This window comes from Mycobacterium persicum (assembly GCF_002086675.1).
In the GTDB taxonomy this organism is placed as follows: domain Bacteria; phylum Actinomycetota; class Actinomycetes; order Mycobacteriales; family Mycobacteriaceae; genus Mycobacterium; species Mycobacterium persicum.
Genome location: NZ_MVIF01000128.1, coordinates 1 through 14,113, shown reverse-complemented (window position 1 = coordinate 14,113; position 14,113 = coordinate 1). Strand labels below are relative to the sequence as shown.

The window sequence follows — 14,113 nt, the reverse complement described above, 5'->3', positions numbered from 1 at the left end:
CCGTCCCATCCTTCGCAGCCGAGCGGCGGCTCCTACCCGCCGCCGCCTCCGCCTGGCGGGTCTTATCCGCCGCCCCCCCCTCCCGAGGGCGGCTATCCGCCACCGCCGCCTCCGTCGGCCGCCGGCTACGCGCCGCCGCCGCCCGGGCCGGCGATCCGCTCCCAGCCGACGGAGTCCTACACCCCGTGGATCACCCGCGTACTGGCGTTCCTCATCGACACCGCTCCGATTGTCGTCGTCTACGGCATCGGCTGGGTGATCGCAATGGTGACCCAGCAGTCGTCGTGCGTCACCAGCGTCAATCAGTACGACGTGAGCCAGTACTGCTATGCGCAGGACTCGATCATCGGTGTGCTGGCGCAAGGGCTGGCGTCGCTGGCGATACTGGCCTACTGGGTGTGGAACTACGGCTACCGCCAAGGCACCACCGGGTCGAGCATCGGCAAGTCGGTGCTGAAGTTCAAGGTGGTCAGCGAAACCACCGGGCAGCCGTTGGGCTTCGGGATGTCGCTGGTACGCCAGCTCGCACACTTTGTCGACGCGATCATCTGCTACGTCGGCTTCCTGTTCCCGTTGTGGGACGCCAAGCGACAGACGCTGGCTGACAAGATCATGACCACGGTCTGCCTGCCGGTCTGACCCCGGCAGCGACTCGGCAAGGCGCTATCCCGGTCGTGACACCACGGCCCGGGGTAGCGCCTTGCTATTAGGCTGGCCACCGATGAATGACGACCACCGGCGGCATCACCGGTTCAGCGGGCTAGCCACCAAAGCCATCCACGCCGGCTACCCGCCCGATCCGGCAACCGGAGCCGTCAACGCTCCGATCTATGCCAGCAGTACGTTCGCCCAGGACGGTGTCGGCGGACTGCGCGGCGGCTACGAATACGCTCGCACCGGCAACCCGACGCGGGCCGCCTTGGAGGCGTCGCTGGCCGCCGTCGAGGAGGGCGGGCACTGCCGGGCGTTCGGCTCCGGGATGGCGGCCGCCGATTGTGCGCTGCGGGCCATGCTGTCACCCGGGGACCACGTGGTCATCCCCGACGACGCGTACGGCGGCACCTTCCGGCTGATCGACAAGGTGTTCACCCGGTGGAACGTCGAGTACACGCCGGTGGCGCTTTCCGATCTGGATGCGGTGCGCGCTGCGATCACCCCGCGCACCCGGCTGATCTGGGTGGAAACACCGACCAACCCGTTGCTGTCGATCGCCGACATCGGCGGGATCGTCCAGCTGGGCGCGGAAAGCTCCGCAAAAGTTTTGGTGGACAACACGTTTGCATCGCCGGCGCTGCAGCAGCCGTTGACGCTGGGCGCCGACGTGGTGTTGCACTCGACCACCAAGTACATCGGCGGGCACTCCGACGTCGTGGGCGGTGCCCTGGTCACCAACGACGAGGAGCTGGACCAAGCGTTCGGCTTCTTGCAGAACGGGGCGGGAGCCGTGCCGGGTCCGTTCGACGCCTATCTGACCATGCGCGGGCTGAAGACCTTGGTGCTGCGGATGCAACGGCACAGCGAAAATGCTGGTGCCGTAGCCCAATTCCTCGCCGCGCATCCCGCGGTCGGCAGTGTGCTGTACCCGGGGCTCCCGGACCACCCCGGGCATGACGTCGCCGCGCGGCAAATGCGCGGCTTCGGTGGCATGGTCTCGGTGCGCATGAAAGCGGGGCGGGAAGCCGCCCGGAATCTATGCGCCAACACCGAGGTCTTCATCCTGGCCGAATCGCTGGGCGGGGTGGAGTCGCTGATCGAGTATCCCGCCGCCATGACCCATGCGTCGACGGCTGGTTCGCAGCTCGAGGTTCCCGACGATCTGGTGCGGCTTTCGGTCGGCATCGAGGACATCGACGATCTGCTCGGCGATCTAGAGCAGGCGCTCGGCTAGGCGCACCGACGGCTGACCGGATGTTCGGGCGCGATTACGAGTGATAGGGCTCGGCGCTGACCAGGGTGACCTCGACGGTGTTGCCGTTGGGCACCTTGTAGCTGCGGGTCTCACCGACCTTGGCGTCGATCAGCGCGCCGCCCAGCGGTGAATTCGGCGAGTAGACCTCGAGCTTGCCGTCGTTGACGCCCTCTTGGCGGGTGGCGATCAGGAACGTTTCGGTGTCGGACTCGTCGCCGTTGTAGTAGACCTTGACGACCGACCCGGGCAGGGCCACCCCCGACTGCGTGGGCGCTTCGCCGACCTTGGCATTGCTGAGCAGGTCCTGTAGCTGACGGATGCGAGCTTCCTGCTGGCCTTGTTCCTCGCGAGCGGCGTGGTAGCCGCCGTTTTCGCGCAGGTCACCTTCCTCACGGCGGTCGTTGATTTCGGCGGCGATGATCGGACGATTCGCGATCAATTGTTCGAGCTCGGCCTTGAGTCGGTCATGTGACTCCTGGGTCAACCAGGTCACCTGAGTATCCGTCATCTCGTCGCGCTCCTTGTGTTCTCTTATGCGTATTCGCATAAGGTGCTGATCCCGCTGTCGGTGTGCGGGTTCCCGCCCCGTTGCTGTCACGCCGTTTTGCTCACGGCCGTTAATGCAGCAATACACGGTCCAAAGCAGGACCGTGCATCCAGCAATGTTACCACTGCGCAAACACTCGGTGACGGCATCTGCGCAGTTGGGCTCACGAAGAGCCGGAAGATGTGCCTCAAGACGAGCGCAGATATGCGGGCACGTCTGTGCCGCAACCATATATGTCCGCCATCACCGGCGGCTTGCTCGATTTCAGCGTCGTCGTCACCTGCACGGTGTTTTGATCCGACGGTGCCACCAGCACTTCGCGTCGACCCGTCTCGCTGCCGTCGTGGGCGCGAACCCGGACAATGCAGTCCACGGGTCGTGACGGGTCTTTGCGGGTCACGCTGATCGTCACCGACGCCGTTTCGTTGTCGATCACCCGATAGGCGGCCAGCGAGCCGGTGACGTCACTGGTGCCGATCCGTTGGTAGGCGATGAAGGCCACGGCCAATCCGGCCGCCACGGCCGCCACCGACAAGGTGGTGGCCAGGCGCCGCCGCGACCGGCTGGACAGCCGCGATCGACCGTAGCGGGCTTCGGGACGGGAAACGGGTACTGGTTTCATACCTGGATGGTTGCCTGGATGGTTGGCGGAGTCCGGGGTGCGGCCGAGGAGGATGGGACGATCGAGAACTGGAATTATAGGGTCGCAACCGGGCGAGCAGCAGAGCGGCCGGCCGGCACAGGAACTAGGGAGCACGTGAGCGAACTGCGGTTGATGGCGGTGCACGCCCACCCCGACGACGAGTCCAGTAAGGGTGCGGCCACCCTGGCCCGCTACGCCGACGAGGGTCATCGGGTGTTGGTGGTGACCTTGACCGGCGGCGAGCGCGGCGAAATTCTCAACCCGGCGATGGACCTGCCCGACGTGCATGGCCACATCTCGGAGATCCGCCGCGACGAGATGGCCAAGGCTGCCGAGATCCTCGGTGTGGAGCACACCTGGCTGGGCTTCGTCGACTCCGGACTTCCCAAGGGCGACCCGCCACCACCGCTGCCCGAAGGCTGCTTTGCGCTGGTCCCGCTGGAGGAGTCGATCGAGGCGCTGGTGCGGGTGGTTCGAGACTTCCGGCCGCACGTGATCACCACCTACGACGAGAACGGCGGGTACCCGCATCCGGATCACATTCGTTGCCATCAGGTCTCGATCGGCGCCTACGAGGCGGCCGGCGACTACCGTCGATTCCCGGATGCCGGTGAGCCGTGGACGGTGTCCAAGCTGTACTACATCCACGGCTTTTTGCGGGAGCGGATGCGCATATTGCAGGAGGAGTTCATCAAGCGCGGCCAGGAGGGTCCGTTCGCGAAGTGGCTCGAGCACTGGCATCCCGACCACGATCCCTTTGCCAACCGGGTGACGACGCGCGTGGAATGCTCGAAGTACTTCGCGCAGCGTGACGACGCGCTGCGCGCACACGCCACCCAGATCGACCCGAACGCCGAGTTCTTCGCCGCTCCGCTGTCCTGGCAGCAGGAGCTATGGCCGACCGAGGAATTCGAATTGGCGCGCTCGCGCGTTCCCGTCCGCCTGCCGGAGACGGAGTTGTTCGCCGGGATCGAGCCGGACCAGTGAACGGCGTTTTGCTCAGCGTGATTGCAGACGATGCCCCCCGCAACCACGGCCCCGATTTCGGTAAGGCCAGTCCGGTGGGGCTGCTGGTCATCGTGCTGCTCGTGGTCGCCACGCTGTTCCTGGTGCGATCGATGAACCGGCAACTGAAAAAGGTTCCCGAATCGTTCGACCGCCAGCACCCCGAGCCCGACCAGGCCGCCGACGAAGGCACCGACCCGGTCACTCCCGACGAGCCGCCCGGTACCGACGGTAAGGGATCCGCGCGACCACCGGGACCCGCCGATGACCCCGGCTGATCCGACCGGAGCCAATACCCTGGCGGCGGCCACCAGCCCGTACCTGCGGCAGCACGCCGACAACCCGGTGCACTGGCAGCAATGGACGCCGCAGGCCCTGGCCGAGGCGGCCGCGCGCGACGTGCCGATCCTGCTATCGGTGGGTTACGCCGCCTGCCACTGGTGTCACGTCATGGCTCACGAATCCTTCGCCGACGACGAGGTGGCCGCCGCGATGAACGCCGGATTCGTCTGCATCAAGGTCGATCGCGAGGAACGACCGGACATCGACGCGGTCTACATGAACGCCACCGTCGCGCTGACCGGGCAGGGCGGCTGGCCGATGACCTGTTTCCTCACCCCCGACGGCCGACCATTTTTTTGCGGCACCTACTACCCGAAAGATGCTTTCCTGCAACTGCTTTCGGCTATATCCGAGACCTGGGAGCAGCGCCGCGACGAGGTCGAGCAGGCCTCGGACCATATCGCCGGCGAGCTGCGCTCGATGGCGTCCGGCCTGCCCGGCGGCGGGCCGGACGTTGCGCCGCAGTTGTGCGATCACGCCGTCGCGGTGGTGCTGGGTGACCAGGACACGGCTCACGGCGGCTGGGGCAGGGCACCGAAATTCCCGCCGTCGGCGTTGCTCGAAGGGCTGCTACGACACTACGAGCGCACCGGTTCCTCGGAAGCGCTGCAGGCGGTGTCGCGCACCGGCACCGCGATGGCCCGGGGCGGCATCTACGACCAACTCGCCGGCGGCTTCGCCCGATACAGCGTCGACAACGCTTGGGTGGTACCGCATTTCGAGAAGATGCTGTACGACAACGCGCTGCTGCTGCGCGCCTACGCACACTGGGCCCGGCGTACCGGGGATCCGCTGGCCCGCCGAATCACCGCCGAGACCGCGCGGTTCTTGCTCGACGAGCTGGCCGACGGTGACATGTTCACGTCATCGCTGGACGCCGACGCCGACGGCCGCGAGGGCTCGACGTACGTATGGACCCCCGCGGAGCTGACCGAGGTGCTCGGTGCCGACGACGGGCGTTGGGCCGCAGAGGTTTTCGAGGTCACCCGGTCCGGCACCTTCGAACATGGGGCCTCGGTGCTGCAGCTACTCAGGGACCCCGGCGACCCGCAGCGTTTCGAGCGGATCAAGGGCGCGTTGTTGGCGGCCCGGCTCACCCGTGTCCAGCCGGGGCGCGACGACAAGGTCGTCACCTCCTGGAACGGGCTGGCAATTACCGCGCTGGCCGAGGCCGGCGTGGCATTGCCGGAGCCACGACTGGTGCAAGCCGCGCAGCGCTGCGCGGCCGCGCTGCTGGACTTGCACGTCGTCGACGGCCGGTTGCGGCGTGCCAGCCTGGGCGGGGTGGTGGGCGACAGCGCCGCCATCTTGGAGGACCACGCGATGCTGGCCACCGGTCTGCTGGCGCTGTACCAGCTGACCTCCGATGCGGCCTGGCTAACGGCGGCTAGCGGCTTGCTCGATACGGCGTTGCAGCATTTTGCCGACCCGCTGCATCCGGGTCGGTGGTTCGACACCGCCGACGATGCCGAGCAGCTGATGTTGCGGCCCGCCGACCCGCTGGACGGGGCGACACCGTCCGGCGCGTCGTCGATCGCCGAGGCGTTGCTGACCGCCGCGCACTTGGTCGAGCCTGGCCGCGCCCAGCGGTATCTGCAGGCGGCCACGGACACGCTGCGCGAACATGCGGTATTGCTGGCCCGGGCGCCACGGTCGGCGGGTCACTGGCTCTCGGTCGCCGAGGCGGCGATACGCGGGCCACTGCAGATCGCTGTCGCGTGTGCCGATCCGCAGTCACCGTTGTTGGCCACCGCTCGCCGGCTCGCGCCGGGAGGGGCGATCGTCATCGGTGGCCCGGTGGGCTCGTCGGCGCTGCTGATCGACCGGGACCGGGTGGGAGGTGCCGACGCGGCCTACGTGTGCCGGGGACGAGTCTGTGACCTGCCGGTGACGAGTTCAGACGAACTCGTCGCCGCTCTGCAACCGCCGGGATAGTAGCGTGCCCCCATGCCGGACCGCACCGACAGAGCCCGGGCGATCGCTGACACCGTCCACCGTTACATCGCGGTGCTCAACGACGGCGGCGTCGAGGACTTGGTCAGCTTCTACGCCGCCGACGCCACTCTCGAGGATCCCGTCGGTGGGGAGGTGCATATCGGCACGCAGGCAATCCGCGGCTTCTACTCGGCGATTGCCGGGCTCGAGCGGGTCTGTGAGTTGGTGTCGCTGCGGGTTTCCGGCAACGAGGCGGCGTTCCAGTTTCGGCTGACCGTGACGGAGGGCGACAACGCAATGCGGGTGGAGCCCATCGAGGTGATGGTTTTCGACGACCGCGGAAAGGTCACCGCGATGAAGGCGTACTGGTCGGCCGACGACGTCACCCGGTTTTAGCGCGCCGACGATCCCGGCCGCGGCGCGGGCGGCTAGAACACCACAAACCACATCGCGATGTAATGGCAGATCGCCGCGACCGCGGTGCAGGCGTGGAAGAACTCGTGATAGCCGAACGTCGATGGCCACGGATCTGGCCACCGTACCGCGTAGAGAATGCCGCCGACGCTGTACAACGCGCCACCGACGAACAGCAACACCAGCGCCGTCACCCCCGCGTTGTGCAGGATCGTCGCGGTGTACCAGACGGCCACCCAGCCCAGCAGGAGATAGAGGGGCACGCCCACCCAGCGCGGCGCGGTCGGCCAGAACATCTTCAGCAGCACCCCGGCGATCGCACCACCCCACACGATCGACAACACCACTCGTCCGGCGTGGCCCGGCAGGGCCAACAGCGCAAACGGCGTGTAGCTGCCCGCGATGAACACGAAGATCATCGAATGATCGGCGCGCTTCATCCAGGCGCGGGCCGACGGGGATTCCCAGTTAACTCGGTGATAGGTGGCGCTGACGGTGAACATCACCACGGTGGCCATGATGTAGGCCAACGTGGCCAGCCCGGCCTTGGTGGAACTGACGGCCCACGAAACCGCGACCAGCGACGCCCCGGCGAATACGGCGGCGCCGGCCGAGTAGACGTGGATCCAGCCCCGGAAGCGGGGTTTGGTCAGGGCCCGGGTAACGCCTTCGACGATGTGGTGGGCAGCATTGGACGGTGTCAGCCCGTGTGATTCGGGTGCTGCGGCGGTAGCCGTGCTGGCCTGGCTGCTCATGTCTCCCATCTCCCCGTGGTGTTATTGCCGGTAACCGTCACAATCACCCTAGTTGGGTCGGTCGTCGCAGACCGTTACGACGTGGGCGCGCGTGCGGTGATTTTGGCCGGATCAAGGCCGGAATCTGGTGTACATCACAGTAGTCTGGATTCTCGTGGAGATCATCCCGCCGCGGCTCAAAGAGCCGTTGTATCGGATTTACGAGCTTCGGTTGCGGCAGGGTCTGGCCGCCACTCGATCCGAATTGCCGAGACACATCGCGGTGCTGTGCGACGGCAACCGCCGCTGGGCGCGCAGCGCGGGTTACGAGGACGTCAGCTACGGCTACCGGATGGGTGCCGCCAAGATTGCCGAGATGCTGCGGTGGTGCCAGGACGCCGGCATCGAGATGACCACCGTCTACCTGCTTTCCACCGAGAACCTGCAGCGTGATCCCGACGAGCTTGCCGGACTCATCGAGATCATCACCGACGTTGTCGAAGAGATCTGCGCCCCGGCCAACCGCTGGAGTGTGCGTACCGTCGGGGATCTGGGGCTGATCGGCGAGGAGCCGGCCCGTCGGGTGCGTGATGCGGTGGAATCGACCCCCGAGACGGCGTCGTTCCATGTCAACGTCGCGGTAGGCTACGGCGGGCGCCGGGAGATCGTCGACGCGGTTCGGGCGTTGTTGAGCAAAGAATTGGCCAACGGCGCCAGCGCCGAGGAGCTGGTCGAGGCGGTGACCGAAGACGGCATTTCCGAAAATCTCTACACCTCGGGCCAACCCGACCCGGATTTGGTGATTCGCACCTCGGGCGAGCAACGCCTGTCTGGTTTTCTGCTGTGGCAAAGCGCCTATTCGGAGATGTGGTTCACCGAAGCACACTGGCCCGCGTTCCGCCGAGTCGATTTTCTGCGCGCGCTGCGCGATTACAGCCAGCGCCATCGGCGGTACGGCAAGTAACCCGTGCCGATCGCAAGCGCGGCGAAGCCGGGCGTAGCGGGTCGGCACGCATCGGACCCCGTGCCAAACTGGATGCATGGCTGCGCTGTCGGCGGCGGTGTTCACACTGAGCCTGTGGCTGGGGCTGTATCTTTTGGCCCGTGATCCGCGCAAGCCGGTGCTGGTGTTGGCAGCGACCGGACTGTGCGGTTTCGCGCTGGTGGTGGCCTTGGATGCGGTGCGCACGACCAGCGTCGGGCACGCCGCGCTGCTGAGCCGACTGGAGATCTACCTTGTTGCCGTCCCCGGCGTCGCGTGGTTGGCGGTGCTCCTTGAGCTGGCCCGGCCGTGCGACAGCTGGCGGGCCCGCACCCGCGAGGTCATGCTCATCGGTGGTGTCGCGGCGCTGACCCTGTTCGGTGCGACGATGGCGGGCGGCGTCACCGGCCCACTGCGGGCCGGCCACCTGATGATGTTGGCGGTGATATCCGCGTCCACCCTCGGCGCGATGGCGGTCGCGGTGCTGCGGCCCGCGCAGCCGACGCCCGTCGTTGGCGTGGTGATCGTGGCAACCCTGTTCTTCGCGCTGGCCAATGCCGTCCTGGTCATTCCACTGGGCCTGGTGCCCAGCTGGCTGGCTCTGGCGTCGACGGGTTTCGACGTCTTGGCGCTCGGGGTGGCGGTTGCCCTGTGGGACGCCTTCGACGAGGGCCAGGCGTTGCGGGCAGACATGCTGCGCTCGTTCTTCGGAACACTGGCGGTGGCGGTGTTGTTCGGCGGTCAGGCGCTGATCGGATTGGCGGTGACCCGCACTGAACCGACGGCGCAGACCGCGCTGACGGTGCTGCTTTTCACCAGCCTGGCGATCGCGATCATCGTGCAGGTGCTGGCCGATCCGCTGGCCGGGCTGCTGGACCGGCTGGCGTTTTCCCGGTCGCCCGCGCTGCGCGCCGACCGGGCCGCGCTGCGGCATACCGGGGCGGGTTTGCCGCTGCGGTCGGTGAACCCCCTCGCCGACATGGACGACGACACCTTCGTCCGGCTCACCCGCCGGGCGTTGGGCCACTACGGCGATCTGACCAAACTTGTCGCCAGCCCGCTGACCGCGTTGCCGGTGATCGATGAGCGGTTGGCCGCACGCGGGGCACCCGATCATCCTTTGGAGCGGGCCAACGAACTCAAGGCGGTGCTGGCTGACGGCATTGCCCGGCTCAAGCCGCGCGGCGCCGGCGATTTCGGAACCACCGAACATTGGCGTTACTACAACTCGCTGTATTTCCCCTACGTCGTGGGCGTGCGCGCCTACGCGCAAAACGCCACCGCTGCCGGTTTGGACGCGACCGCCCGCCAAGCCTGGCAGTGGCTGGTCACCGAGGTGCCGCAGCGCTCACTGCACAACTGGCAGAACGCCGCGGCTCGGCTGATCGCCGCCGATCTGCGCGGGCGGATCACCGTTCCCAGCGATTAGCCCGGGCGCCGGCCGGCGTACCATCCTCAGCGTCTTGAGCGTCGAATTCCTTGTTGGGCAGGGCGAAAAGGGTTAGTCATGGCAGCAAAGCTTCCGCCGGCCAGGGTCGCGCGGATCGTCGAGTCGGTGCGGCATCATCTCGGTCGACTGCATCGTGGGCTGGTTCCGGCACCGGTTGCGCTGATGGAAATGATCCTGCAGGCGTGGGCGGCACAGGCGATCACCGTCGCCGCGGACCTCGGTATCGCTGACGCGCTCGCCAAGGGGCCGATGACCGCCGAGGAACTCGCGGCAGCCGTCGGCGCCGACGCCGACGCCGTCAGCCGGTTACTGCGAGCCCTGATCGGACGCGGCGTCTTTCGGCGGTGCCGCGACGGCCGCTACGCCTTGACCCCGCTGGCCGAGGCTCTTCGCAGCGATGCCGACGTGTCGTTGGCAGGGATGGCTCGATTTGTCGGGGCTCCTGCTCATCGAGAGCACTGGAGCCGGCTGACGGATGCGGTGCGCAGCGGTCACACCATCGTCCCGGCATTGCGCGGCAAGCCGTTCTTCGACTATCTCGCCGGCGAACCGGCGCTCAACGAAATCTTCAACCAGGCCATGACAAGCTCGTCGGAACTGTCGATCGCGCCGGTGGTCGCCGCCTACGACTTCAGCGACTGCGGCACCGTTGTCGACGTCGGCGGCGGACATGGCCGGCTGTTGGCCGCGATCCTGAGGTCGGCGCCGCAGGCGCGTGGCATCCTGTTCGACCTTGGTCATGTGGTTGCCGGAGCCCCCGACCTGCTTTCCGAACACCGGGTCGCTGACCGGGTTCGGATCGAAGCTGGTTCGTTCTTCGGCGAGATACCGACCGGCGGCGACGCCTACGTCCTCAAGCACATCATCCACGATTGGCCCGACGACGACGCGGTGCGAATCCTTCGCAACGTCCGTGCCGCGGCGGCAGCGGGCACGAAGGTCTTGCTCATCGAGCAGGTGATTCCGCCGCACGATCGGGAATTCATGGGCAAATGGGTCGACCTGGAGATGCTGCTGCTCGCGGACGCGCGCGAACGCACCGCCGACGAGTACGGCCGACTCCTCGGGCGCGCGGGCTTTCGCATGACCCGGGTGGTGGCAACCGCCTCGCCATACAGCCTGGTCGAGGGCATCGCGGTGTGACCTTGGCCCGTCGATGGCAGTAGCTGGCAGTGCCATGCGTCGATCTGGCAGTGCTCGGGCGGCACGGTGAAACCTGTTCGACCAACCGCCTTCCACACAGCCAAGGGGTAATAGCATGACCGCTCTTTCCGATCCGACAATCCGGCCTCTGTACGACTCGACGGACTCGCTGCTGCGGTTCGCGATGCGCGCCGATGCCACCTTGACGGGACTGGCGGGTTTGGCCGTCGCCGTCGCCGCCGACCCGATTTCGCAGATGACCGGCCTGACGTCCGGCCAGGAGTACAGCATGGGCGCTTTCTTCGTGCTCTACGGCCTGGTGGTGTTCGGACTTGCCGCGCTGCCGAACCTGCGCCGGGCCGGCATCGGCGTCATCGTGAGCAACGTCGTCTACACCCTGGCCGCAGTCGTGGCTGCCGAGCTGGTGCCCATGACCGCCGTTGGCGTGGCCGCGACCCTGGCCAGCGGCGGATACACGGCGTTGTTCGCCGGTCTGCAGTACCTGGGGGTGCGCCGACTGGCCGCCTAGCCACCGTGCCGCTGACGCGGGGTGCCGCTCTATGCCGTGGACGCCCCGCGTCAGCCCATTCCGGCCGCGCTTTCGGCACAAGCGGAAAACGTCGCGGGCGGGCTGTTGTTCGGCAAGCACGGATTCCGCGGCCCATCGCCGGTCTGAGTCGGCACCGGCTCGAGGCGGGCCTACTACAGCTTGCGCAGCCGCAGCCGGTTGATCGAGTGGTCGGCGTCTTTGCGCAGCACCAGGGTGGCCCGCGGCCGGGTCGGCAGGATGTTCTCGACGAGGTTGGGCCGGTTGATCGACCGCCAGATCTCGCGGGCGGCGACCACGGCCTGCGGGTCGGACAATGCCGAATAGTGGTGAAAGTGTGACTCCGGGTTGGCGAAGGCCGTGCTGCGCATGGCCAAGAACCGCGACACGTACCACTGCTCGATGTCCTCGATGCGCGCGTCGACGTAGAGGGAGAAGTCGAACAGGTCCGAGACCATCAGGGTCGGTCCGGTCTGTAAGACGTTGAGCCCCTCCAAGATTAGGATATCCGGATGGCGGACCACGTGTTTGGCCCCCGGAATGATGTCGTAGTGCAGATGTGAATACACGGGCGCACACGCATATTCCGAGCCCGACTTCACCGAGGTCACGAACCGCATCAGCGCCCGGCGGTTATAGCTCTCCGGAAAACCCTTGCGGTGCATGAGGCTTCGCCGCTCCAGCTCGGCGTTGGGGTAGAGAAAGCCGTCGGTGGTCACCAAGTCCACCCGCGGATGATGGTCCCAGCGGGCAAGCAGCGCCTGTAGCACTCGTGCGGTGGTCGACTTGCCGACGGCCACGCTGCCGGCCACACCGATGATGAACGGCACCGGCCGGTCCGGGTTTTGTTGCGGCTCGCCGAGGAATTCGGCGGTGGCGGCGAACAACCGCTGACGGGCGGCGACCTGAAGATGGATGAGCCGGGCCAGCGGCAGATACACCTCTTCGACTTCCAACAGGTCGATCTGCTCACCCAGACCACGCAGGCCGACCAATTCCTCTTCGGTGAGGGCCAGTGGGGTCGACATACGAAGCGCGCGCCATTGCTTTCGGTCGAACTCGACATACGGGCTCGGCTCGCTAAGCCGTGGCATGGTGTCAGTCTTGCAGGGATCGACGCGGGTCTGACGGCTGGGCCGGGTAAAGCGCGTGGCAAGGCCACGGTGAAGCGCCGGGCTATCAGCGACGACCGGACCCGGCGGACAGGGTCGCCGACGGGTACCCGGTTTCCTGCCTGACGGGGGTGAGACCTCCGGTAGCCGCGGGCGACCACGGGATCGGGTGCGCCGAACACGATCAGCCGCGAAGCGGCGCCCTCGATAGACTGGCGCGCGTGACTGCCGCACCTGACGCCCGTACTTCTGCCCACGTAAGGGCTTCCGAGACCAGCTCGGTCATGTCCGCCCCGCTGGCCGAGGTCGACCCCGATATCGCAGAGCTGCTGGGCAAGGAACTCGGCCGGCAACGAGACACCTTGGAGATGATCGCCTCGGAGAATTTCGTGCCGCGATCGGTGTTGCAGGCCCAGGGCAGCGTGCTGACCAACAAGTATGCGGAGGGGCTGCCGGGCCGGCGGTACTACGGCGGTTGTGAGCACGTCGACGTGGTGGAAAACATCGCCCGGGACCGGGCCAAGGCACTGTTTGGCGCTGATTTCGCCAACGTCCAGCCGCATTCGGGCGCCCAGGCCAACGCCGCGGTCCTGCATGCGCTGATGACCCCGGGGGAGCGGCTGCTGGGTCTGGACCTCGCCAACGGCGGCCACCTGACCCATGGCATGCGGCTGAACTTCTCCGGCAAGTTGTACGAGAACGGGTTCTACGGTGTGGATCCCACGACGCACCTGATCGACATGGACGTGGTGCGTGCCAAGGCGCTGGAATTCCGCCCCGAGGTGATCATCGCCGGCTGGTCGGCCTACCCCCGGATTCTCGACTTCGCGGCGTTTCGCGCCATCGCCGACGAGGTCGACGCGAAGTTGTGGGTGGACATGGCGCATTTCGCCGGTTTGGTTGCCGCCGGATTGCATCCCTCGCCGGTGCCGCACGCCGACGTGGTTTCCACCACGGTGCACAAGACGCTCGGCGGCGGCCGTTCCGGCATGATCCTGGGCAAGCAGGAGTATGCCAAGGCGATCAATTCGGCGGTGTTCCCCGGCCAGCAGGGCGGACCGTTGATGCATGTGATCGCGGGCAAGGCGGTCGCCCTCAAGATCGCTGCCACCACCGAGTTCGCCGACCGCCAGCGGCGCACCCTGTCCGGTGCCCGGATCCTCGCCGAACGACTGCTCGGTGACGATGTCGCCAAGGCCGGTGTCGCGGTCGTCAGCGGCGGAACCGATGTCCACCTGGTGCTGGTCGACCTGCGCAACTCTCCACTGGACGGCCAGGCCGCCGAGGATCTGTTGCACGAGGTGGGAATTACGGTCAACCGCAACGCTGTGCCCAACGACCCCCGCCCGC

General features: G+C 67.0%; 15 protein-coding genes. 11 read left to right on the top strand and 4 right to left on the bottom strand.

Annotated features, from left to right (window positions below; genetic code table 11):
* Together BST40_RS25290 and BST40_RS25285 are read left to right on the top strand one after the other, a co-directional pair.
* On the top strand, positions 1-639 hold a 639-nt coding region (locus BST40_RS25290; protein ID WP_083156103.1), incomplete at its 5' end, for an RDD family protein.
* Between the two features lie 82 nt (positions 640-721).
* Entirely contained in the window at positions 722-1,888 is a 1,167-nt protein-coding gene (locus BST40_RS25285) for a cystathionine gamma-synthase (RefSeq protein WP_075545756.1), read from the top strand.
* Between the two features lie 34 nt (positions 1,889-1,922).
* Here BST40_RS25285 and greA read toward each other — a convergent pair whose 3' ends face one another.
* Both greA and BST40_RS25275 read right to left on the bottom strand, forming a co-directional pair.
* Entirely contained in the window at positions 1,923-2,417 is a 495-nt protein-coding gene (greA, locus tag BST40_RS25280) for a transcription elongation factor GreA (RefSeq protein ID WP_075545798.1), read from the bottom strand.
* Positions 2,418-2,643: 226 nt separating this feature from the next.
* Positions 2,644-3,078, bottom strand: a complete 435-nt coding sequence (locus BST40_RS25275) for a DUF4307 domain-containing protein (protein ID WP_075545755.1) — start codon at positions 3,076-3,078, stop codon at positions 2,644-2,646.
* A gap of 135 nt (positions 3,079-3,213) precedes the next feature.
* Here BST40_RS25275 and mca point away from each other — a divergent pair, with 135 nt between their 5' ends.
* The 4 genes from mca to BST40_RS25255 are packed head-to-tail and all read left to right on the top strand — an operon-like array spanning position 3,214 to position 6,777.
* Positions 3,214-4,086, top strand: coding sequence for a mycothiol conjugate amidase Mca (gene mca / locus BST40_RS25270; RefSeq protein ID WP_075545754.1), 873 nt, complete (start codon positions 3,214-3,216; stop codon positions 4,084-4,086).
* Positions 4,083-4,382 carry a hypothetical protein gene (locus BST40_RS25265; RefSeq protein WP_075545753.1) on the top strand — a complete coding sequence of 100 codons (300 nt, stop codon included), beginning with the start codon at positions 4,083-4,085 and terminating at the stop codon, positions 4,380-4,382. Before mca ends, BST40_RS25265 begins: the two co-directional genes overlap by 4 nt.
* Entirely contained in the window at positions 4,369-6,381 is a 2,013-nt protein-coding gene (locus tag BST40_RS25260) for a thioredoxin domain-containing protein (RefSeq protein ID WP_083156101.1), read from the top strand. Before BST40_RS25265 ends, BST40_RS25260 begins: the two co-directional genes overlap by 14 nt.
* Positions 6,382-6,393: 12 nt before the next feature.
* A complete protein-coding gene (locus tag BST40_RS25255; protein ID WP_083156100.1) occupies positions 6,394-6,777 on the top strand; it encodes a nuclear transport factor 2 family protein in 384 nt (127 codons plus the stop codon).
* Between the two features lie 32 nt (positions 6,778-6,809).
* Here BST40_RS25255 and trhA read toward each other — a convergent pair whose 3' ends face one another.
* Positions 6,810-7,550 carry a PAQR family membrane homeostasis protein TrhA gene (trhA, locus tag BST40_RS25250; RefSeq protein ID WP_082275261.1) on the bottom strand — a complete coding sequence of 247 codons (741 nt, stop codon included), beginning with the start codon at positions 7,548-7,550 and terminating at the stop codon, positions 6,810-6,812.
* Between the two features lie 154 nt (positions 7,551-7,704).
* Between trhA and BST40_RS25245 the strand changes: the two genes are divergently transcribed.
* The 4 genes from BST40_RS25245 (at position 7,705) to BST40_RS25230 (ending at position 11,633) form a co-directional block, all read left to right on the top strand.
* Positions 7,705-8,493, top strand: a complete 789-nt coding sequence (locus tag BST40_RS25245) for a (2Z,6E)-farnesyl diphosphate synthase (RefSeq protein ID WP_075545796.1) — start codon at positions 7,705-7,707, stop codon at positions 8,491-8,493.
* 76 nt (positions 8,494-8,569) lie between these two features.
* Positions 8,570-9,940, top strand: a complete 1,371-nt coding sequence (locus tag BST40_RS25240) for a hypothetical protein (protein WP_075545750.1) — start codon at positions 8,570-8,572, stop codon at positions 9,938-9,940.
* A gap of 78 nt (positions 9,941-10,018) precedes the next feature.
* On the top strand, positions 10,019-11,104 hold the full coding sequence (locus BST40_RS25235) for a methyltransferase (RefSeq protein ID WP_083156099.1): 1,086 nt from the start codon (positions 10,019-10,021) through the stop codon (positions 11,102-11,104).
* A 115-nt stretch (positions 11,105-11,219) separates the two neighbouring features.
* Positions 11,220-11,633 carry a hypothetical protein gene (locus BST40_RS25230; RefSeq protein WP_075545748.1) on the top strand — a complete coding sequence of 138 codons (414 nt, stop codon included), beginning with the start codon at positions 11,220-11,222 and terminating at the stop codon, positions 11,631-11,633.
* A 173-nt stretch (positions 11,634-11,806) separates the two neighbouring features.
* Here BST40_RS25230 and coaA read toward each other — a convergent pair whose 3' ends face one another.
* On the bottom strand, positions 11,807-12,745 hold the full coding sequence (coaA, locus tag BST40_RS25225) for a type I pantothenate kinase (RefSeq protein ID WP_075545021.1): 939 nt from the start codon (positions 12,743-12,745) through the stop codon (positions 11,807-11,809).
* 302 nt (positions 12,746-13,047) lie between these two features.
* Between coaA and glyA the strand changes: the two genes are divergently transcribed.
* On the top strand, positions 13,048-14,113 hold a 1,066-nt coding region (glyA, locus tag BST40_RS25220; RefSeq protein WP_083156098.1), incomplete at its 3' end, for a serine hydroxymethyltransferase.